Here is a 22,135-nt window from a genome sequence, read left to right as displayed (position 1 = left end):
TTAAGCCGTGGGTTTATCGGTTTCAACCTTCGTGCTCGTCACCTGCGGTACACGAACGGTTGAATCCGCCTGGCGTGGGGCGGTGACCGTCATCATCACGCCGTCGTTGGTGACGAATATAGGTCGCGCCCTTCCATCCTCCGCCGCGCCGGTAAAAGCATTCTGGATAATCAGCTTACGCTCCTCTCCAGGCTTATCACCCTTCAGGTTTACGGTTAAATCACCCGAGGGTGAAACACTCCAACTCGAGACTTGCGTGGCGCTGTAATCCAGCCTAACCGCGCTGTCATTCGGGTCTTTGATGGTCACATCCTTATTACCCTTGTTAATTAAATAGGTATTGGAACCGCCTTCTCCGACAACGGTAGCGCCACCATTAATTACAACAACATTGTCACCCTTGCCGGTTAAAACCACGTCCTTCTCACCGTTCAGGGTAAACACATTATTCTGCTCATCACCCACGATATAGCTCTTGCCATTTTCAACCGTGACGGCGTTAGAAAATGAGTGAAAGCGCGCAATGGGCGTCGCACCGCGCGTTTGCGAGTCTTCATAAGTGACCGCAATGGTTCCCGTTCTGAAGTTGATGAGATGCCCCGCATAACTGTAACTTCTGGTCGTATTCCGTTCAGTATGGGAGGTCGTTAGCTCACCATTGAACATCAGCGTATTGCTGCCGCCTTCCCCCCAGAGTTCGGTTGACCGTTTGCCGAACCCATTCGTCTTGTCATTCCAGACCGCCCCCACTTCCGCCACTTGCTGGAGTGTCTGACGGGCATCAGCATTGAAGATGAACGTATCGTCGGCATCACCTCCGCTGATCAATTTCTTACCGCCTCCCAACAAGAAGTAGTTGGGCTTCAGCTGCACGCCCTTCACCACGTCATCACCGTCGCCCATGTCCCAAAGCGTGGCTTTGTTTGGCCCTAACTCGCCTTCCACGGTGTAACGCTTGCCCGCCCATGTTTCACTATCACGGGCGATAACATAATCGTTGCCACCGCCCTGATTAACGATCGGCTCGTAGCCAGGCATGCCACCAGTAATGACCTCCGCTACGCCAACACCCGGACTAAAAATGAAATAAGCCGGATAGGGAACCCTTGTCGATTTTGATTTAACGTCTACATCCAGCGAGCCATAGACAACCCGTTCAAAAGACGCTTTTCCCGGCCCTTCCAAAAACACCTTATGCTGCTTCTCTTTATCGCGCTCATACGCCTTGCGGTACTTAGCCTCCAAATATGGCTTCATGACATTGAATGGTGTTTGCAAACCCAGGAGCGAACCCAACCCAACCGTAAACTTTTGCCCCCCCGTCAACGGCGTCAGTTCATCAATGTCTTCCACCAAACGCACAGCCGAATAAATCGCCTGCCCCACCATCAACACAGCAGCCACGATGAGCCCCGCAGGGCCGGCAGAACTGACTCCCGCCATGAATGCCGCCGACAATGCGATTGATGTCGCGGCGCTAGCCACGGAAAACGCACCGCTGACGTAATGGTCTTGAGCTTCTTTACCCGTACTATTTGCCGCTTTGTTAAACGAATCTACAGCGTTGTAGACATCAAAAGGCACACTGAATACGGCCCCGGCACCTCCGGCGGCTTTACCGAGCATCTTGCCGATGGCGCTCGCCTTGAACCCCAGGATGGGCGAAGCCACTTTACTGATCGTGTGTTTCGCAAGCTTGTTAGCGCCGGCTTCCACCCCCATTCCAACGTAGTCCGACGCCACGCTGCCCAAACCGATGGCCCCAGCCGTCGTATCCCCTCGTTGAAAAGCCTCGATAGAGGCCCGCAACCCCTGGTACGTGCCGAACGCCTGGAACCCAAGCCCAGCGGCTTGAGTCTTGCTCCCGGATCCGTCAGCCGACGGCGAGGAGAAGAGATTTGCAGGCGGTGGTTTACCGCCACGCGCCATTTCCCGTATCGCTGCAGCCTGCCGCGACGTTTCATCGAGTTGCTGTTGAAACTGCTCAGGTACGAGGCCACCGTCCCCGCGGGTAGCCAAAGGTGTATCGCCAGGTTTTCGCGTGGCCGCTATCTCACTGACAATACTGGTTGCGCGCGCACCGATATCCGGCGATGTTCCTTTCAGATAAGCCAGAAAACGGTTGTAGTCGATTTCCACGTCTGCGCTGATGTGCTTGTCTGCATCAATGGTCAACGCGCTCTCAATCGGCTTGCCCTTGGCATGAACACCCATTTTGTAGAGTTCGACCCGACTGACTTCCAACTCGCCGATTCGGATCGGGGGATGACTGTCATCAAGTGCTTGCAGACGGTCTATTTCAGCTTCGTCAATTGCCGTCACTGTGGGGGGCGGTGAACTTGGCGCACTCGGCAACGGCTTGCTGGGAGCCTGCGGTGGAGTGGGCGGCAACGGCTGGCTGGGTGGCGCGGCGGGGGTGGACGGCGAGGCAGTGGATGCGGGAGAGAAAAGTCGCCTGAGTGAGGCATCGGTGTCGCTGTCGAGCGTTCCATCATAGAGACGCGCGGTGAAAGACTCCTCCAAAAAGTCACCAGGGCTTCGGGTCGCGCGGGGGCTTATTTTGTCGCCACCATCGCGAAAGGTCTCTTTATTGTTCACGACCTCCAAAAAACCCCCGGAGTCCGCTTTGTAATAACCGAGCATGCCCAACTTGCCCGCAATCAACGCCCCTTGTTTCTGGGCTTGAGCGTCGCCCCCAGCGGCTTGAGCCCGACCACCGATTCGATCGGCAACAGTGGTGTCATGCGCAGACGGTGAGGCAAAAAAATCATCACCTATGACCAACATCGGCGGGGAGTCAAACAACAGTCGTGTTTCTGGTTGATCACCAGGGTTGGCAATAATCACCCTGAGTTTGTTGCCAACCGCCTGGGCGGCGGCCGGGTCGCTTTGCGAGAGTTTCGTCAATGCTTCTTTCAAGGCATCGCCCACACTCGCTATCCTGCCGGGATCGCCCCCACCCCTGGTCTTTATATCAACGGTCTTGCCGTCAATAACGTCACTCTGAAAATGCTTCGGCTTACCGACTTTGTCTTCGGCCAGTAGCACCCGATCGCGTTCCATGCGCTCAAATACAAAGGGGTACTCAACGGGCGCAGCCGCCTCATTGATCACCTTCTCCAAGCGCTGCTCGAGTGTCTGCATGGCCGGCATGACGCTCGAGGTAGGGTGCTTGGCGATGAAGATCTTGACGGCCTCCCGTGCGGCCTTCACCTCATGATATTGCGCTAGTCCGCGACTGGCCTGCATGTTGTCCAGCTTCTGCAGCACATAGTCATAATCCCCTTCCGCGGTTTTCTCAGGGGTATAGGTTTTAAGGCGAGAATCATCCACCGTCGGCAACCCTGCCCCCTTCAACACACGGATATCGTCCAGCCCACCCAAGGGCCGCTCATACATGAACTTGATGTCGTTGCTGGCGCCGGAAATCTCCGGAATATAGTCGCGGTTAAAAACACTGATGAGGTATTTCTGTTCGCCCGGAAAATCCTTTAAAGGTTGAATGAAGCCTTTCAACCTGGGATCGGTGAATACTTTGTCCAACACGCCTTTAAATGACTGCTCAGTAACAACCTCAGTAAAACTATGATTGGGATCGCTGAAGTAATACGTTCGCCCTCCCTCTGGGTCAACGATAACGCCAGCGGTCAGACGATGCCCCTCACTGCTGATCAGGATCGTCTTGGTGGTTGGCGAATTAAGCAGCTGGGGGGCGATATCGGTATAAGGCGCGAACTTTACAGTGGCAGGATCATGTGCAATCCCACGGTTTTTTACCCGGGCTTGTACCTCGGCAATTTTCATGAAGAACGCCTGGGACTCCGGTGTATCCGGGTTGGCAACGGCATAGTAGAGGTTACCCAGAAACGTGTGCTGCTTACCCTCTGCCACCGCCAAAGACAGGAGATGTGACAGCCCTGCACATTCCCCTCCCGCCAACTGGTTCACCATGGACAGGTAGTAGCTTTGTGGTGCAGGCGTAATCTTTATGCCACTGCCTGAAACCACTTTCGTGAAGGTCCTCACATTGTTTTGCGCACCGTTGATAACACGCTGCTCCGCGATACGCAGCAAGGCACCGGTTTGCTCCGGACTGAGTTTGTGATCCAGTACTATCCGCATGAGCGCCACGTCACTCATTGACGCGGAATAACCAGGTAGCGTTACTGACGTGGGCGCGTTGTAGCCTCGCATGAACTCACTGCGGGTGAGTTCATGCTTGGCCGTGATCACTTTCGCTTGAAATAGCTCGGGAACATCGGAATCCGGAATACCATAGGAGGGGGCGTTGGGATCCTGCCCCGAAGTGTCCCTAGGCACGCGGCGAGGCGCTGGCGTGTGCGCGCGTTCAGGCGTGTGTACGTGGGTGTCACGAACAGGAAAGGTGAAAAAACCAGGCGACGACGTGCTGACAGGGGACGGTATTTGCACAATGGACCTCTCGGCAGAGTTGTAAAACCTATCGTCCCTGTGGCTGGCAGTCCTGTTCAGGCCAACTTACCAAGCCGGTATTCAGGGCGAGTATCAGACTTTTCCGCGCAGGGCCTCATCAGGTCGTTTAGGTCGAGTGAATTCGACGCCAGCGTGTGTGTGAATTTCGACTGCCCACGGGCCCTGCTGGAGGAAGGTTTGCAGCGCACAGAGCGCTGCTTACAAAACCGCCGAAACCAAGCGGAACCGCACGAGCGTTTTGCGAGACACAAAGGGGCCCCCTTTGCCTCTCGCACACCTACGCGGAGCCAGTCATCCCATGTCGTTATCGGTCAGCACCATCACCCAACCCACGCAGTACGTCATCGAATCCTACGCCGGTGACGTACCTGCCAAGCTCCCGGCGTACACCACCCACGATGACCCAAGGGTCGAAGGCGATCGACAGCTGGCGCAGCGTCTTGGCCCCGCGCCCTTTCAACACCCACTGTCCGGCCCGGACGCGGTGTTCGACATCCCGCCGCATTCCACCTTGGGCGTATGGCTGAACCAGTTGGACAGCGCCCTGCGCCACCCAGACTTCCAGCGCTGGATGAAAGACCACAACATTTCACCCTCAGCGGTGCGGTTCGAACCCGATACCCACCGCCTGCATGTATTTATCAACGGCCAGCCCCGCCAGTTTGCCCTGGACGATGACTCCGGGTTCGCCGCTGTCGCGGGGCCATTGATTCAGGCCGTGCGGGCATTGGGGTTCTGGCCACCGTCCAGCGGACGGTTTCTGAACTACCCATACAAGCCCTACAACGTCGCGCATTTCTATGACGTGCTACGGTTCTACGGGATCAACCCATCCGCCCCACCCGACGGCCTCCAGGACTTGACCACTGTGCCGCGGAGCGACGCCTTGCGCGGCGATGCGGCCCTGGCCGAACAACAACGGATCATCGGAGACATCCACGACCGCCACACCCTGCTCGACCACCTTACGCGCCTGATGGCCAAGCTGCCGGCACCCCCCGTTGCGCCAGCCGTCCTGGTGCGTGACTTGAGCGCCCTGCCCGTCAGCGTTCACCCTGGCTCCACATTCGCGCAGGCGCACCCCGGCGCAATCTCATCCAAAGTGAGTGCCGCGCGCTTCATCACCGGCTCCGGCGCGGCCCTGCCAAAAACCCTGGAAGCCTTGAAAGGCATGATCCGGGCGTTACATGACACGCCCCTGGAACAGGCCCGCATGCAACGCGAAAAAAACCGCTACAGCCAGCTGATGCGTGCCACCCACGACGCACTCCCCAGGGTGCGCGAAGAAGCCAAGAAATGGGCCGAAGCAATCCTCTTCAAACTGACCGGTACCCACGTGGATGCCGACACGGTCTATCTGAATCGATTCCAGGGCGGCGGCAATTCGGCAGATACCCTCAACGGCTGGGAGTGGACGGTGCAAGAACCGTGGCGCTCCCAGAAGTTGCCGGATGCGCTGCTCAGCAACTTCAGCGAGGACGATTGGTTACCCGGCAACATGGATGCGCACTCGGGCCTGTATACCGTGGGCGCTGGGCAAAGCACCAAAGGGGGCTATGGCGCGCACAATCAATTCCCAGTGCTCCCTTCGGCCGTGATGCATGCCGCCTGGAAAACCGACTTCCAGGCGCTTTTCACCCACAAGCAGCAGGTGTTCTGGGCCGATCACGGTCAGGACTACCGCGCCACCCTCAAGGGCGAGTTTGTTGCCCAGGCGCGCCAGCAACTGCAGGCGGGTGAACCGGGCTTTACGCGCGACGACTATCAGTGGGTGATGAGCGCCGTGGCCAATCTGCCGCTGGATGAAAAGGCACCGCTGACCGTTGAACAGTTGCAGGCAACCACGCCGGTCAAGGGCGTCGTCCGCACCCATCTGCTTGATATCAATGGCCGCCCCTCTACCGATATCCTGCGGTTCAGCGCGGCGGATCACACCACGCAGATCCTTTACATACCCGGGCATGCACCGGCGTTTATGCGCTTCAACTCCATCGCCGAAGTGGATGAATGGGTCAAAGTGCAAGGCAGCGACCCGGACAAGCGCAAGGCATTGGCGTCGCACTTTTCGCTGCGCGATCGCCAGGATGAAGACGTGGGTTTCTGGAGCGATTTCGCCGCGTTCATCAGCGGCGACCGCCAGTCGCGCAAAGGCGTGGACAGCGCGCTTAAATACCTGGGCAACGACTATTGGAGCCATCATGAAGGCGTGGTCATCGACAGCGGGCACCTGCTGGTCGAGGGCGATATTTTCAGCGTGATCAAGGACAACACACAACGGCGCATGGCCAGCGATGCGGACGTCGCGATCAAGTCCAACAGTGAGGTCACCCGTGACACCTGGCTCAACGACCTGACAGCAGCGGCTGGGCTGATGGCCAAGTTTGCCGTGATCGGCGAGCCTCTGGTCGTGGGCACGGCCGTGGCCGTCGGGGTGGCGCAAACTGCATTGGGGACGGAGAAAGCCATTTCCGGTGATACCCAGGCAGAGCGCCAACAAGGCACCTCAAGTGCCCTTGATGGCGCCCTCAACACCCTGTTTTCCCTCGGCGGTGGCATCAACGAGGCAGAGGTGTTTGAAGCGCCCGTCACGCGGCCGCTGCGTCGGGAAGTGTTCGCCGATGGCCGCCAGGCCCGGGTCCTGGAACACCCCATCAGCGACAACGCCTACACCCTGCCCCGCAGCAACGGCTACGACCTGGTGGACGGCGACAGGGTCTTTCGCTACCAAGACACCAAGCCCGGCGAGTTGACCGAGCTGGAATCGGGCCATCCCGCCGCCGCCCTGGACGATGTCGAGGCGATTTGCCCGGCGCCCACCACGGGCAGCCGAGTCCGGCGCGGCACCAACGCCGAATGCTTCGCCAAACTCATCGCCGACTTGCCCGGCGATGCGGCGCAGCTGCAGGCGCTGGAACATGTGCGGCTATTCCCGTCCAAGGTCGGCCTGTTCAACAAGGAACGCCAGGTGGTCTACGAGAAACGCCTGTACAAGATGGTCGATGGCGAAACCGGCCCGCAACTGATACCGGTGCCCAGCACCGAACGTATCCTCTACAAGAACCGCATCCGCGGCACACTGGTCAAGGAACCGGGGTTTGGTTTCAACGCCGGCAAGCCCAGCGGGCCGTTCGAACAACAGACCCGTGTGGTCAAGCTGAACAAGATCAGCAACGCCAGCGATGACCAGCGCCAGCTCCGAGGCGTGGTGGTGACGCGGGGCGCGCGGCAATACCTGGTGATCGAGGCCGATACAGCCGAGTTCTACTACGCGCCACTGGGCAAAGGGAACAGCGCCGAGCTGACGTTCAAGAAATGCAGCACCTTGGACTTGTCCCTGGTGCAGGACTATCGCGCGTTCATGAGCCTGTACAAGGGCGCGCAAAACCTGGACGCCGACCTGGTCGCATTACCCAAGCTCAAGGACGCCTACACCCAACTGGAAAAAGCCGGCTACACCCCAGCCGATCTCGATCAATTAAAGCAAGCCTGCAAAGGTTTGACCGAGGAACAACAGCGCGAGGTGGTCTACCAACTGCAACGCGCCAGTGCCATTCGCACACCGGATATCGCCTTGCGCCCCAACAAGGTAACGCCGCTGGAGAAACCGCCTGGGTTCGCCGGCTGGCCGATCAAGCAGCAGAATCAGTTCTATGCCGAAAAGGCCAAGGCTGCGGTGGACCAGGCCCTCACGGCCACCGGCCTCGGGCCTGGCAACCAGGTGCGCTCGCCGGCCGACCTGGCTCGGGCCGATGCAGCGCACATGACCCGTGAATGGTTGCTGCGCACCGCCAACCTGCGCGCGTCCAATGCCGGTGACCTGATCATCAAGACCGGTGCCGGCAACTGCGGCGAAATGGCCCTGCTGTCCCGGGACATCATCCAAAAAAGTGGTGGCCGGGCCTACGAATGGGGCGCCGGCGACGCGCACTCGTTCACCGTGGTCGGCGGCCCCAGTGGGGCTGTCAGTGGCACGGTGGACTTCGCCGAAGCCGCGTGGGCCGATGCGTGGATTGTCGACCCCTGGGCCGGTATCGCCTGCCCCGCCGCCGACTACACGCAGCAACTCAAACGCACGCTGGCAGAGTGGGACAAGGCCGGCTTGAGAATCCGATCCGGTGCCAGCCCGGACATGAGCCCGCTGGACCCTGAATGGATGGATACCCTCATCAACCAGCCCAAACGACCTTACGGCTTACCCCAGCCACCAAACCCCATCGCACCCCACTTTGTCGCCATGGGCGAGTCGGTCACCCTGAGCGAAGGGAACGCCCCCTTGTCTACCCGCAGCTTGAGCGACTGCTCGGCCCTTGCCGTACTCACCGACTGGAACGGCAGCACCTATCAGACGCGCACGCTGCTGCACCTGACTGGCAGCAACCTGGAGTTTGGCCTATTGGATGGCAGCACCCGGCGCGTGCTGGATCAACTGCAAGACTCATTGAAAAACGGCGGCAAGGTGATCCTGGTGGGCGGTGTCGATACCCAGTCTACCCAAGGCATGGCCACGGTGATCGGGCAAACCTTCCACGGTCGACAACCGCTCAAGGCACTGCTGGAAGAGCGCCCCGGCGTGTCCGTGAGCATTGCCGGTTCGTCAGGGGTGCAGGTCAACGCCGATGGTACGTTCACCCTGATCGACGGCACCGGCAAAGGCGTGTTCAGCCCAGCGATGATCAAACAGATCTTTGAGCGCATCGACTGATCAACGCCGCTGCAAATGCCCCCGCCTGTTCGCGGGGGCCATCCTTTATTTACAGCTTGGCGATGGACACTTCGGTGGACTTCACAAAGGCAATCACTTCGCTGCCCACTTTCAATTCCAGGTCCCGTACCGAACGCGTGGTGATCACCGAAGTGACAATGCCGGATGCGGTTTGCACGTCGATTTCGGACACTACTTCGCCCAGCAGGATTTCCTTGATCACGCCCTTGAACTGGTTGCGCACGTTGATCGCTTTAATGGTCATGTCGGCTTTCCTTTTGGCTGTTGGGTCAATCCGCACGAATGCGCAGGCCCTCAAGATGCCGCAGCGGACAAAAACTTAAAAGGAATAAATAACTCTTTATTTATATCCTATAGATATATGGAGAGTACCCGTGGCCAACCCACAGGATTCAACTGAGGGTGACCCAATACTTCGTGCGCGCCTGCACCTTGAAGCCCAGGGTCGACGCCAGCAGGTTGAGGATGCGGTCCGTGTCGTCCAGGCGAAAACTGCCGGTCACCCTCAACGTTTCCAGGCGCGGTTCCCAGCGCAACACGCCAGGGCGGTAGCGTTCCAGCTCGCGCAAGAAATCCCCCAGCCCTTGGTCCTGTGCGGTCAACACGCCGTCGCGCCAGCCCAGTTGCAGCACGTCAAACGGCAGCCAGGCGCCGAGGCCGCGGGGGTTCAATGGCGCTTGCTGACCAGCCTGCAACGTCGCCAACTGCCCGTTGAGGTCGCGTACCTGCACCACGCCTTTAAGCACCGACACCCGGCACCCCGACGCCAGTTGCCGCACACACACTTCGGCCTGGCTCAACGTGAGCTCGCCGTAGCGCGTGTGCACGGTCAACGGCTTAGTGCCCGGCACGTTCAAGGCCAGTTCGCCGTCCACCAGGGTGATGCGCCGCTGCGCCAGGTCCACATCCACCGCCGTGGCGGTATTGAGTTGCAGGCTGCTGCCATCGGGCAACGGCAGGCGTTTACGTTCGCCCGTAGCGGTGTGCACATCGGCCCGCCATGCCTCGATGGGCAACTGGCGGCTGATCAGCCACGCCGTCGGCAGCAGCGCCGCCACGCCCAGTGCACGCTTGAGCACGGCACGCCGGCCCGGTTGCGGGCGGTCGAGGCTGGCCATCGCCAGCGCCTGGGGCAAGCCGCCGAAGCGCTGGCGCAAGGTCTGGGCTTTTTGCCAGGTCTGTTCGTGCTGCGGGTGGCTGTCGCGCCAGTGTTGCAACGCCGCGTGGTCGCCCTCGGTGGCGGTGCCGGACTCCAACAGCGCCAGCCACTGGGCCGCCGCGCGGGCAACGTCGCGGCTCACAGCTCCACCAGCAGGCAGTGTTCGTAGGCCTGGGCCATGTAGCGTTTCACCGTGCGCTCGGACACGTCCAGGCGCTCGGCGATCTCGCGATAACCCAAGCCCTCCAGTTGGCTCCACAAAAACGCGCGGCGCACCAACACCGGCAAGCCATCGAGCAATTCGTCCAGGGCCTGCAGGGTTTCCAGTAGCAGCCAGCGTTGCTCGGGGGACGGCACGCACGCCTCAGGCAAGCTGGCGAGCGCATTCAGATAGGCCTGTTCCAGGCTGCGGCGCTGATGAAAGTTGACCAGCAAACGCTTGCCCACCGTCACCAGGTAAGCGCGGGGCTCCTGCATTTGCGCAATCGGCTGGGCACTGGCGAGCACCCGCAGAAACGTATCCTGGCTCAGGTCCGCCGCATCCCAGGCATTGCCCAGGCGCCGGCGCAGCCAGCTTTCCAGCCAACTGCGGTGGTCGCGGTACAGGCTCGACAGCGTCAGTTCGGGGGCGACAACATCATTCATGGCAAGCAACCTGCGCGGCGCGATTGTGTCTCAAATGAGATTCATTCTATTTAATATCGCTGCGGCATACCACGATCTTTTCAACACGATGTTTAGAGCAACGCCGCCTTCTGCCGCAGCAAGTCAATAAAAAACGCCAACTCACGCCCCACCCCTTCGCCCTTGCGCAACAACAGGCCAAACGGCGCCAGGCGCACATCCAGCGCCACCGGCAGGGCCACCACCAGGCCCATTTTCAGGTAGTCGCGCAGGGCACTTTCCGACAACACCATCACGGCGTCCGTCAGCTGGATCAGCTGCTGCATGGAATACACCGAGCTGCATTCAATGATGTCCGCCGGGCTCGGCAAGGCCAGGTCTTGCAGCGCCTGATCGAAGCCGATCCGCGCCGGGCTGCTTTGCGGTTGCAGAATCCACGGCCAGTCGCGCACCAACTCTGCCAGCGGCACGTGCTCGCGCTGGGCCAGCGGGTGGCCGGCGTGCACCACCACCAGCATGCGTTCGTTGCCCAGGGGTTCGAAGCTGTAATGCTCGCTGTCAGTGGCGGCGTTGCGGCGGGTGATGGCCAGGTCGATGCGGCCCTGTTCCAGCAGTTGGATCACCTGGTCGCTGGTGTCCCCCATGATGCGGATACGCAGTTGCGGGTTGAGAGCCTTGATCTGCGCGATGCAGTCCATTACCAGGTCCGGCGCGGCGCCCATGATGGTGCCGATGGACAGGTAGCCATAACCGCCCTGCTGGCGCGCCATCAAGTCTTCGGCGCAACGGTCAAGGCCGCTCAGGGCCGATTCGGCAAAGCGGATCAACTCCTGGCCCAGGGCCGTGGGGCGCATGCCCCGTGGCAAGCGCTCGAACAGGTCGCAGCCAAACATGTCTTCGATCTCCCGCAGCATGCGCGTGGCCGCCGGTTGCGACATGTTCAGGGCCTGGGACGCCCGGTGCAGGTTCTGGCTGGAACTGAGGGCCACCAGCATATGCAGGTGCTTGTAGCGCAAACGGTTGAACAGGCTGGGACTACGCATTTTCACCTTTCTTATCGATACCCTGAGGTTATCACTTGTAAGCGAGATTCGATTTGTAGCGCATTGCTCGGCCGCCGTACAGTCCGGCCCATAAGAACAAAACACTGGACTGCCCCTATGAAAACCCTGCCCGCGCCCCTGCTCGCCAAGATTTCCTGGCGGCTGCTGCCCTTTCTGCTGCTGATGTACATCATGGCGTTTCTCGACCGCGCCAACGTCGGGTTTGCCAAGCAAGCCTTCCAGGCCGACACCGGCTTGAGCGATGCCGCGTTTGCCTTTGGCGCCGGTGTGTTCTTTGTCGGCTACGCGCTGCTGGAAGTGCCGAGCAACCTGATCCTGCACCGTGTCGGCGCCCGCCTGTGGATGTGCCGGATCATGGTCAGTTGGGGCCTGATCTCGGCGGCGATGGTGTTTGCCCACAACGAAACCAGCTTCTACGTCTTGCGCTTTCTTCTCGGCGTGGCCGAAGCCGGCTTCTTCCCCGGCGTGATCCTCTACCTCACCTACTGGTTCCCCCAGGCCGTGCGCGGCAAGGCCATGGGTTTCTTCTACTTTGGCGCACCGCTGGCGTTTATCTTCGGCAGCCCGTTGTCCGGCCTGTTGTTGGAAATGGACGGCTGGGCCGGCCTCCACGGCTGGCAATGGCTGTTCGCCGTCGAAGGCTTGATGGCTTCGGTGGTGGGCATCTGGGCCTACTTCTATCTGGACAACCGCCCCGCCGACGCCAAGTGGCTCAGCGTGGATGAGCGCCAGCAAATCCAAACCCTGCTGGACCAGGAAGACCAACACAAAACCTCCCACGGCCGCAGTCTGCTCAACGTGCTGTGCCAACCGTCGGTGCTGTACCTGTGCCTGGTGTACCTGCTGATCCAGGCCAGTGTGTACGGCGTGGTGTTTTACCTGCCGACCCAAGTCGGTGGCCTGCTCGGCACCAAAGTCGGCCTGATGGTCGGGCTGGTCTCGGCGATTCCGTGGGTGTGCGCGCTGTTTGCGGCCTGGTGGATTCCGGCCTATTCCGACCGCACCGGCCTGCGTCGGCAAACCGCCTGCCTGACCCTGCTGATGGCCGCCGCCGGCATCGCCTGCTCGGTGACCTTCGCCAGCCCGCTGCTGGGCATGCTGGCCCTGTGTTTTGCCGCCTCCGGGTTTATCGCGGTGCAGCCGGTGTTCTGGACCTTTCCGTCGAGCTACCTGGCCGGCAGCGCTGCTGCAGCGGGCATTGCCCTGATCAATTCCTTCGGCGCCCTCGGCGGCTTTATCGCGCCGGTGCTCAAACACTGGGCCGAAGGCGCCTTCCATTCCCCGGCGGCCGGTCTGTACCTGCTGTCCGCCACCACGGTACTGGCTGCGTTGCTGGTACTGGGCATCCATTCACCTGGCCCTAAAGCGTCGAACACGCCGGCCACTGTTTAACTCCAGGAGTCACACCATGGGCAACCTCACCATCAAACACGTACGCGCCTTTGTCTTGCGCGGCGGCGGCGCCGATTACCACGACCAGGGCGACGGCCACTGGATCGACGACCATATTTCCACACCCATGAGCAAATACCCCGAGTACCGCCAGAGCCGCCGCAGCTTCGGCATCAATGTGCTCGGCACGCTGGTGGTGGAGATCGAAGCCAGCGACGGCACCGTCGGTTTCGCCGTGACCACCGGCGGGGAACCTGCAGCCTATATCGTCGAGAAACACCTGGCGCGGTTCATCGAAGGCGCTCGCGTCACCGACATCGAAAAGATCTGGGACCAGATGTACCAGTCCACCCTCTACTACGGGCGCAAGGGCCTGGTGATCAACACGATCTCCGGTGTCGACCTGGCGCTGTGGGACTTGCTCGGCAAGATCCGCCAGGAACCGGTGCACCACCTGCTCGGCGGCGCGGTGCGTGACGAACTGCAGTTCTACGCCACCGGCGCCCGCCCGGACCTGGCGCAGAAGATGGGCTTTATCGGCGGCAAGATGCCCCTGCACCATGGCCCCAGCGAAGGCGAAGAAGGCCTGCGCAAAAATCTCGAAGAACTGGCCACCATGCGCGAACGGGTCGGCCCGGACTTCTGGCTGATGCTCGATTGCTGGATGAGCCTGGACTTGAACTACGCGACCAAACTGGCCATCGGCGCCCATGAATACGGGCTCAAGTGGATCGAAGAAGCGCTGTCGCCGGACGATTACTGGGGCTACGCCGCCCTGCGCAACAACGTGCCCAAGGGCATGCTGGTGACCACCGGCGAACACGAAGCCACGCGCTGGGGCTTCCGCATGCTCCTCGAGATGGGTTGCTGCGACATTATCCAGCCGGATGTCGGCTGGTGCGGCGGCCTCACCGAACTGGTGAAAATCTCCGCCCTGGCCGATGCGCACAACGCCATGGTCGTGCCCCACGGCTCGTCGGTGTACAGCTACCACTTCGTCGCCACCCGCCATAACAGCCCGTTCGCCGAGTTCCTGATGATGGCGCCCAAAGCCGATGAAGTGGTGCCGATGTTCCACCCGCAACTGCTCGGTGAGCCGGTGCCGGTAAACGGGCGCATGCGCCTGTCGGCGTTGGACAAGCCCGGTTTCGGCGTTGACCTGAACCCGGATTGCCAACTGCACCGTCCCTACAACCGCTGAGGAAACCTGCCATGAACATGCCCCGCAACGGCTTCAAGGCCGCCTTGGCCAACGACGCCACGCAGTACGGCATCTGGGCCGGTTTCGCCACCGGCTACGCGGCTGAAATCGTCGCCAGCCTGGGTTACGACTGGATGCTGATCGACGGCGAACACGCCCCGAACACCGTGCCCAGCGTGCTCAACCAATTGCAGACCGTGGCGCCCTACGCCACCGCGCCGGTGGTACGCGCGGTGAATGGCGACGCCAACCTGATCAAGCAACTGCTGGATGTTGGCGCGCAGACGCTGATGATCCCCATGGTCGAAACCGCCGAACAGGCCCAGGCCCTGGTGCGCGCCATGCGTTACCCGCCCCACGGCATCCGTGGTGTCGGCGGTGGTTTGACCCGCGCGACCCGTTGGGACGGCGTCGACAATTACCTCACCACCGCCCATGAAGAGCTGTGCCTGATCGTGCAAGTGGAGTCGCGCCTGGGCGTGGAAAACGTCGCCGCGATTGCCGCCGTCGAAGGGGTGCACGCAGTGTTCATCGGCCCGGCCGACCTGTCCATCGGCCTCGGCCACGCCGGTAACCCCGGCCATCCCGAAGTGCAGGAGCGGATCAAGCACGCAGTAGACGCGACCCTCGCCGCCGGCAAGGTCTGCGGCATCCTCGCGCCCAATGAAGACGACGCTCGCCGCTACCAGGCCTGGGGTTGCCGCTTTATTGCGGTGGCCATCGACATCAGCCTGCTGCGCCAGGGCGCCCTGGCCACCCTCGCCCGCTATCGCCCGGTTGGCGAAAACAAAGCCCCGTCGCGTACCTACTAAGGAGCTGCCCATGTCATCCGTTCCCGTGTACCAGAACTTTATCAACGGCCGCTTCGTACCCAGCGAAGCGCACCTCGATGTACTCAACCCGGCCACCGGCGCGCTGCTGTCCAAGGTGCCGGCCTCCACCGCCGCCGATGTGGACCAGGCCCTCGCCGCCGCCCGCCAGGCGCAAAAAGACTGGGCGCGCAAACCGGCCATCGAGCGCGCCGGGCACCTGCGCCGGATCGCCGCCAAGCTGCGTGAAAACGTGGCGCACCTGGCGCGCACCATCACCTTGGAACAAGGCAAGGTCAGCGGGCTGGCCGAGGTCGAGGTGAACTTCACTGCCGACTACCTCGACTACATGGCCGAGTGGGCGCGGCGCATCGAAGGCGAGATCATCACCAGCGACCGCCCGAACGAAAATATCTTCCTGTTCCGCAAACCGCTGGGCGTGGTGGCCGGCATCCTGCCGTGGAATTTCCCGTTCTTCCTCATCGCGCGCAAGATGGCGCCGGCGCTGCTTACCGGCAACACCATCGTGATCAAGCCCAGCGAAGAAACGCCGAACAACTGCTTTGAATTCGCCAAGCTCGTCGCCGAAACCGACCTACCCGCCGGCGTGTTCAATGTGGTGTGCGGCGACGGCCAGGTCGGCGGCGCCCTTACCGCGCACAAAGGCGTGGACATGATCAGCTTCACCGGCAGCGTCGCCACCGGTTCGCGGATCATGGCCGCCGCCGCGCCGAATATCACCAAGCTCAACCTCGAACTGGGCGGCAAGGCACCGGCCATTGTCCTGGCCGACGCCGACCTGGAGCTGGCGGTCAAAGCCATCCGCGATTCGCGCATCATCAACACCGGCCAGGTGTGCAACTGCGCCGAGCGGGTGTACGTGGAGCGCAAAGTCGCCGACCAGTTTATCGAGCGCATCAGCGCCGCCATGGCCGCCACGCGCTACGGCGACCCGCTGGCCCAGGCCGATGTGGAGATGGGCCCGCTGATCAACCGCCAAGGCCTGGACAACGTCAACCGCAAGGTGCGCACCGCGCTGAGCCAGGGCGCCAGCTTGATCACGGGCGGGCAGATCGCCGACCTGGGCGCGGGCTTTCACTTCCAGCCGACCGTATTGGCCGGTTGCCGCGCCGACATGGAGATCATGCGCGAAGAGATCTTCGGCCCGGTGTTGCCGATCCAGATTGTCGACGACCTCGACGAAGCCATCGCCATGGCCAACGACTGCGACTACGGCCTGACCTCGTCGATCTACACCCGCGACCTGGGCAAGGCCATGCACGCGGTGCGCGAGCTCGACTTTGGTGAAACCTACGTCAACCGCGAGAACTTCGAAGCCATGCAGGGCTTCCATGCCGGCGTGCGCAAATCCGGGATCGGCGGTGCCGACGGCAAGCATGGCCTGTACGAATACACCCATACCCACGTTGTGTACCTGCAGAGCTGATCTGGTTAAACGGGCCCGGTCACGGTAGCGTGCGGGCCCTTCCCAATGTGCTTCCGATAAGGACTGCCCCATGCCCTTGACGCCCTACAGCGGCCCGATCATCGACAGCCACCTGCACCTGTTCGACCCGCGCCGGCCCCAAGGCATCCCATGGCCCGAGCCGGGCAACCGCTTGTACGCCGCGCATCTGCCGGCGGATTACTGGGCGCTGGCCGCACCCCACAACGTGGTCGGCGCGATTGCCGTGGAAGCCAGCCCCTGGCGCGACGACAACCGCTGGCTGCTGCACACCTTGCGCAGCGACCCGCGCATGCTCGGCTTTGTCGGCAACCTCGACCCGTTGCACGCGGACTTCGCCAGCGACCTCGAAGCGCTGGCCGACGAGCCGCTATTCCTCGGCCTGCGCTACGGCAACCTGTGGGACCGCGACCTGCTGCTGGACCAGACCCGCCCCGGCTTTATCGACGGCCTGCGCCAACTCGCCGCCACCGGCCGCAGCCTGGACAGTGCCAACCCTAACCCGCGTCTGATCAAGGGCCTGTTGCACCTCAGCGATGCCTTGCCCGAGCTGCGCATCATCGTCGATCACTTGCCCAACGCCCAGGTGCCAGCCGGCGAAGAAGCGGCCTATCACGCCGACCTGTTGCGCCTGGCTGAGCGGCCGAATGTGTTCGCCAAGCTGGCAGAAATCCCGCAAGTCGGCCCCCAGGGTTTGATCCGCGACACGGCGTTCTACAACGACCGCCTGGCCGTGCTGTGGCAAGCCTTTGGTGAAGACCGTTGCTTCTTTGGCAGCGACTGGCCCAACAGCGATCACCTGGCGGACTTCGCCACCACGTTGGGCCTGGTCAAGCACTGCATGGCCGAAAAACCCGAACCCGTGCAAAGCAAATTCTTCGTGCACAACGCCGTGTGGATCTACACCCCCGCCCCTGGAGCCCAGTGATGCAGACCCGCGCCTTTCGCATGAACCTCAACCCCGGCCAGGCCGACGAGTATCGCAAGCGTCACGACGAGATCTGGCCCGAGCTGGCCCAGGCCCTGCTGGACGCCGGCGTGGTGGATTACCGGATTTTCTTCGATGAATCGACCAACGCGCTGTTCGCCGTGCTCACTCACGAAGACGCCCACGGCCTGGATGAACTGCCCGGCACCGCGCTGATGCAGCGTTGGTGGAACCACATGCAAGACATCATGCCCAGCCACGCGGATGCCTCGCCGGTGAGTGTCGATCTACAGCCCATGTTCCACCTCACGCGCCCCTGACCAACAGAGCCCACAACAACAATAAAAAGGATTCGACTACGTGGAAATCATTCTCTTCGGTGTGATTCTGCACTTTATCGGCGGCTTCGCTTCCGGCAGTTTCTACATCCCCTACAAGAAGGTCCGCGGCTGGGCCTGGGAAAGCTACTGGATCACCGGCGGCCTGGTGTCCTGGTTGATCGTGCCGCTGATTGCCGCGCAATTGACGGTGCCGGGCTGGGTGCAGATCCTGCGCGATGCCGACACCAGCACGCTGCTGTGGACCTATATGTTCGGCGTGTTGTGGGGCATCGGCGGGCTGACGTTTGGCCTGACCATGCGCTACCTCGGCCTGTCCCTGGGCATGTCGCTGATCATGGGCCTCACCTCGGCCCTCGGCGCCTTGATGCCGGCGCTGTACCGCGACCTGTTCACCGACGCCACCGAAGGCACGCTGACCTCGATGTTGGCCTCCCAGGGCGGCCATTGGGTGCTGTGGGGCGTGGCGGTGTCGCTGGTCGGCATCGCGGTGTGCGGCAAGGCCGGGCTGATCAAGGAACGGGAAGTGTCCCAGGCGGTGAAGTTCGCCAGTGTCAGCGAGTTTTCCCTCGGCAAGGGCATGTTGGTGGCGGTCATTTCCGGCGTACTGAGTGCCTGTTTCAGCTACGGCATCTCCGCCGGGCGCCCACTGGCTGCCGCAGCGGTGGAGCACGGCGCCAACAGCCTGTTCCAGAACAACGTGACCTTTATGGTGATCATGTGGGGCGGCCTGACCACCAACGGCCTCTGGTGCCTGTGGCTGAACTGGCGCAACCGCACCTTCCACAACTACACCGACCGCAGCACCCCGCTGCTGGGCAATTACTTGTTGGTGGCGATCGCCGGCACGCTGTGGTTCTTGCAGTTCTTTTTCTACGGCATGGGCGAAAGCCGCCTGCAAAACGACGCCAGCTCGTGGGTGCTGCACATGTCATTCATCATCATCGTGTCCAACTGCTGGGGCCTGTATTTCCGCGAATGGCACGGCACCAGCGCCGCCAACAAGGGCGTGCTGGTGGCCGGGATCGCGGTGATCCTCGGCGCCATCGCCATGGTCGGCTACGGCAATTACCTCGGCTGAGGCCGCTTACTTTTGAAGGAGTGTTTTTATGTTGCTTGCAGATAAAACCGTGATCATCACCGGTGCCTCCCGTGGCATCGGCCGCGCCGCCGCCCGTGAATGTGCGCGCCAGGGCGCCCGCGTGGTGATCGGCCACAGTGGCAGCGGCCAGGGCACCGAGGCGGCGTATTCGTTGATCGAAGAGATCAAGGCGTTTGGCGGCGCAGCCATCGAAGTGGGCGGCGACGCGGCCGACCCGGACACCGGCGATAAGTTGGTCGCCGGCGCGGTGAAGGCCTTCGGCAGCGTCGATGTGTTCGTCAACAACGCCGGCATCTGCCCGTTCCACTCATTCCTCGACATGCCCCGCGAGGTCTACCTGAAGACCGTCAACACCAACCTCAACGGCGCCTACTTTGCCGTACAGGCGGCGGCCAACCAAATGAAAAACCAGGGCCGGGGCGGCGCAATCATCGCGGTCAGCTCCATCAGCGCCCTGGTGGGCGGCGGCATGCAGACCCACTACACGCCGACCAAGGCCGGGCTGCATTCGTTGATGCAATCCTGCGCGATCGCCCTGGGGCCGTATGGGATTCGTTGCAACTCGGTGCTGCCGGGGACGATTGCCACGGATATCAACAAAGAGGATTTGGCGGATGCGGAGAAGCTCGCCTATATGACTTCGCGTACGCCGTTGGGCCGCCTCGGTGAGCCGGATGATGTGGCTGGGCCGATTGTGTTCCTGGCCTCGGACATGGCGCGTTATGTGACCGGCGCGTCGTTGCTGGTCGATGGCGGGTTGTTCGTCAACCTCCAATAACACCCCGCTCGCCCCCCAACACCACAGTTCCAATGTGGGGCAATTCCAATGTGGGAGCGGGCTTGCCCGCGATAGCGGTGGGTCAGACATGAATGTGCTGACTGACACACTGCAATCGCGGGCAAGCCCGCTCCCACAGGGGATCGCTGTGCCTGAAATTCCATAAAAACAACAATCCAAGGAGCTTTCCCATGCGCACCACCTACCCCCTGGCCCTGCTCTGTAGCGCCCTCTCCACCTACGCCTACAGCGCCCCCGCCATGCTCGGCGACTGGAACGGCCTGCGCCCGCAACTGGCCGAACAAGGCTACGACTTCACCCTCAAATACGTCGGCGAAGTCGGCTCCAACCTCGGTGGCGGCTACAACTCCCACACCACCGCACGCTGGAGCGATCAACTGATCCTCGGCGTGGACATGGACCTGCAAAAACTCCTCGGCTGGCAAGACGCGACCTTGCGCATCGGCATCGGCGAGCGCCATGGCAAGGACATTACCAACGACCGCGTACACCAGCCCAACGCCACCGGGCTGACCTCGACCATGGAAGTGTTCGGCGGCGGCAATGCCTGGCGGTTGTCGCAGTTCTGGTACGAGCAGAAGTTCTTCGACAGGAAATTCGCCCTGAAACTCGGGCGCTTCGGCCACGGCGAAGACTTCGACCAGTTCCCCTGCGAATTCCAGAACGTGACCCTGTGCGGCTCCCAGGAAGGCAACTGGAACGGCGTATGGAACAGCTTCCCCATCAGCCAGTGGGCGGTGCGCGCCAAGTACCAGTTCACTGACGAATTTGCCATGCAGGTCGGCGCCTATGACAAAAACCCGGGCAACGCCGAAGCCAGCAACGGTTTCAAGCCGTTTATCAGCGGCTCCCAAGGCACCAGTTTTCCCATCGAAGCGATCTGGAAAGGTCGGATCGACGGACTGAGCTCCGAGTACCACGCCGGCTATTACTACGCCAACGCCGACACCAAGGACATGCTCAAGGACGCCGACGGTAACTACGCGGCCAGCTCGCAAAAGCCTTACCGGATGTACTCCAGCAACAGTGGCTGGTGGCTGTCGGGCCAGCAGCAACTGACCACGGTAGACGGCAATAACAAGCGCGGGCTCAACGTGTTTGCCAACCTCACGGTGAATGACCCGGACAAAAGCGTGATCAAGAACCTGATCCAGGTCGGCCTGATCTACCGTGGCCCGTTCGATGCCCGCCCGGATGACACCTTCGGCGTAGGTGCGTCGAAGCTGCAAGTCAGCGACCGCTACACGCGCAACACACAAATGCTCAATGCGGCGAATGGCGTGACGTCCCTCGACGACCCGCTCTATGTCCCTGAGCAACGCCGCGAATACAGCTACGAGATTAACTACGGCGTGCAGGCGACCAAATGGCTGATGGTGCGGCCCAACCTGCAATACGTGAAGTACCCGGGTGGGCTGACGCAAACCCGGGGTGCGGTGGTGGGTGGGGTGCAATTTATCGCGGATTTCTAACCCCTGGTCCTGACGTAACGTAAGACTGGCAGCGACCCAAGACCGCACATCTTGTGCGTTGACCAGTCTTGTTACACACCATATAGTGTGCCCACAAACAAAACAGACCACTACATAGTGTGCAGCATCGGTATTTACCGACCACACTCTGCGCAGTATTTCAATGCCTAGTAGCCTGCAAATCGCATATTTTTGGACGGGTTCACACGCCGTCAGAACAGACCAGGAAGGAGTATTTCAATGCTGAGTTGGGATGAAGTCGACAACGAAGACACCGGTGCAGCGGTGATCAAGGGCGCCAACGCCGGCCACGCCACCGAAGCCAACATGGACCGTCTCGACGGTGCCGGCGCTGCCGCCGCGCTGGAAGCCCGTAACGTCACCGCCAACGACTCCGCCGCCATCGTGCGCGCCAAGGCCGCCCTCGACAAACTCGACGTTGCCGAAGGCCTCGCCGAACTCGAAGGCGCCTCCGCCCGTGTCGCCGTTGACGAAAAGCGCATGATCAACTGCCGCGCCGACCTCAACCAACTCGTGCCGTTCAAGTACGACTGGGCCTGGCAGAAGTACCTCGACGGCTGCGCCAACCACTGGATGCCGCAAGAGG

15 protein-coding genes and 1 pseudogene are annotated in these 22,135 nt (G+C 61.5%); 11 read left to right on the top strand and 5 right to left on the bottom strand.

What is annotated here, in order from left to right; translation table 11 throughout:
- Positions 1 to 4,431 carry a hypothetical protein gene (locus J1G37_RS12610; protein ID WP_347402342.1) on the bottom strand — a complete coding sequence of 1,477 codons (4,431 nt, stop codon included), beginning with the start codon at positions 4,429 to 4,431 and terminating at the stop codon, positions 1 to 3.
- A gap of 319 nt (positions 4,432 to 4,750) precedes the next feature.
- Here J1G37_RS12610 and J1G37_RS12605 point away from each other — a divergent pair, with 319 nt between their 5' ends.
- A complete protein-coding gene (locus J1G37_RS12605) occupies positions 4,751 to 9,154 on the top strand; it encodes a DUF6543 domain-containing protein (RefSeq protein ID WP_207042081.1) in 4,404 nt (1,467 codons plus the stop codon).
- A gap of 49 nt (positions 9,155 to 9,203) precedes the next feature.
- Here the strand turns inward: J1G37_RS12605 and J1G37_RS12600 are convergent, their stop codons facing one another.
- The 4 genes from J1G37_RS12600 to J1G37_RS12585 all read right to left on the bottom strand — a co-directional run bounded on the left by J1G37_RS12600 (position 9,204) and on the right by J1G37_RS12585 (position 12,001).
- On the bottom strand, positions 9,204 to 9,419 hold the full coding sequence (locus J1G37_RS12600; RefSeq protein WP_003173733.1) for a TOBE domain-containing protein: 216 nt from the start codon (positions 9,417 to 9,419) through the stop codon (positions 9,204 to 9,206).
- 148 nt (positions 9,420 to 9,567) lie between these two features.
- Entirely contained in the window at positions 9,568 to 10,476 is a 909-nt protein-coding gene (locus tag J1G37_RS12595; RefSeq protein WP_207042080.1) for a FecR domain-containing protein, read from the bottom strand.
- The gene (locus tag J1G37_RS12590) at positions 10,473 to 10,979 is read right to left on the bottom strand and encodes a sigma-70 family RNA polymerase sigma factor (protein ID WP_026137138.1); all 507 of its coding nucleotides are present in this window, start codon (positions 10,977 to 10,979) and stop codon (positions 10,473 to 10,475) included. Before J1G37_RS12590 ends, J1G37_RS12595 begins: the two co-directional genes overlap by 4 nt.
- A gap of 92 nt (positions 10,980 to 11,071) precedes the next feature.
- Positions 11,072 to 12,001 carry a LysR family transcriptional regulator gene (locus J1G37_RS12585; RefSeq protein WP_207042079.1) on the bottom strand — a complete coding sequence of 310 codons (930 nt, stop codon included), beginning with the start codon at positions 11,999 to 12,001 and terminating at the stop codon, positions 11,072 to 11,074.
- Between the two features lie 117 nt (positions 12,002 to 12,118).
- On the opposite strand from J1G37_RS12585, the gene J1G37_RS12580 reads away from it, so the two are divergent.
- From J1G37_RS12580 to J1G37_RS12535, 10 genes and pseudogenes are all read left to right on the top strand, one after another.
- Positions 12,119 to 13,414 (top strand): MFS transporter, encoded by a 1,296-nt coding sequence (locus J1G37_RS12580; RefSeq protein WP_207042078.1) that lies wholly within the window; start codon positions 12,119 to 12,121, stop codon positions 13,412 to 13,414.
- 16 nt (positions 13,415 to 13,430) lie between these two features.
- Positions 13,431 to 14,615: an L-rhamnonate dehydratase gene (gene rhmD / locus J1G37_RS12575; RefSeq protein ID WP_207042076.1), complete on the top strand. Its 1,185-nt coding sequence runs from the start codon at positions 13,431 to 13,433 to the stop codon at positions 14,613 to 14,615.
- A gap of 11 nt (positions 14,616 to 14,626) precedes the next feature.
- On the top strand, positions 14,627 to 15,427 hold the full coding sequence (locus J1G37_RS12570) for an HpcH/HpaI aldolase/citrate lyase family protein (RefSeq protein WP_207042075.1): 801 nt from the start codon (positions 14,627 to 14,629) through the stop codon (positions 15,425 to 15,427).
- 10 nt (positions 15,428 to 15,437) lie between these two features.
- Positions 15,438 to 16,871 carry an aldehyde dehydrogenase gene (gene aldA / locus J1G37_RS12565; protein ID WP_207042074.1) on the top strand — a complete coding sequence of 478 codons (1,434 nt, stop codon included), beginning with the start codon at positions 15,438 to 15,440 and terminating at the stop codon, positions 16,869 to 16,871.
- 70 nt (positions 16,872 to 16,941) lie between these two features.
- Positions 16,942 to 17,817, top strand: a complete 876-nt coding sequence (locus J1G37_RS12560) for an amidohydrolase family protein (protein WP_207042073.1) — start codon at positions 16,942 to 16,944, stop codon at positions 17,815 to 17,817.
- On the top strand, positions 17,817 to 18,137 hold the full coding sequence (gene rhaM, locus J1G37_RS12555; RefSeq protein WP_207042072.1) for an L-rhamnose mutarotase: 321 nt from the start codon (positions 17,817 to 17,819) through the stop codon (positions 18,135 to 18,137). The genes J1G37_RS12560 and rhaM overlap by 1 nt, the downstream gene beginning before the upstream one ends.
- A 40-nt stretch (positions 18,138 to 18,177) precedes the next feature.
- Entirely contained in the window at positions 18,178 to 19,236 is a 1,059-nt protein-coding gene (rhaT, locus tag J1G37_RS12550; protein WP_207042071.1) for an L-rhamnose/proton symporter RhaT, read from the top strand.
- A gap of 28 nt (positions 19,237 to 19,264) precedes the next feature.
- Complete coding sequence (locus J1G37_RS12545) at positions 19,265 to 20,035, top strand: SDR family NAD(P)-dependent oxidoreductase (RefSeq protein ID WP_207042070.1); 771 nt, start codon at positions 19,265 to 19,267, stop codon at positions 20,033 to 20,035.
- 191 nt (positions 20,036 to 20,226) lie between these two features.
- Positions 20,227 to 21,528, top strand: coding sequence for a carbohydrate porin (locus J1G37_RS12540; RefSeq protein WP_207042069.1), 1,302 nt, complete (start codon positions 20,227 to 20,229; stop codon positions 21,526 to 21,528).
- Between the two features lie 240 nt (positions 21,529 to 21,768).
- A pseudogene (locus tag J1G37_RS12535) lies at positions 21,769 to 22,135 on the top strand (ribonucleotide-diphosphate reductase subunit beta); the annotation flags it as partial.

The sequence above is a fragment of the Pseudomonas sp. Marseille-Q1929 genome (assembly GCF_017316265.1).
Taxonomy (GTDB): domain Bacteria; phylum Pseudomonadota; class Gammaproteobacteria; order Pseudomonadales; family Pseudomonadaceae; genus Aquipseudomonas.
Note: the sequence above shows the minus strand (reverse complement) of the source record. Positions and strands in the feature narration are given on the sequence as shown.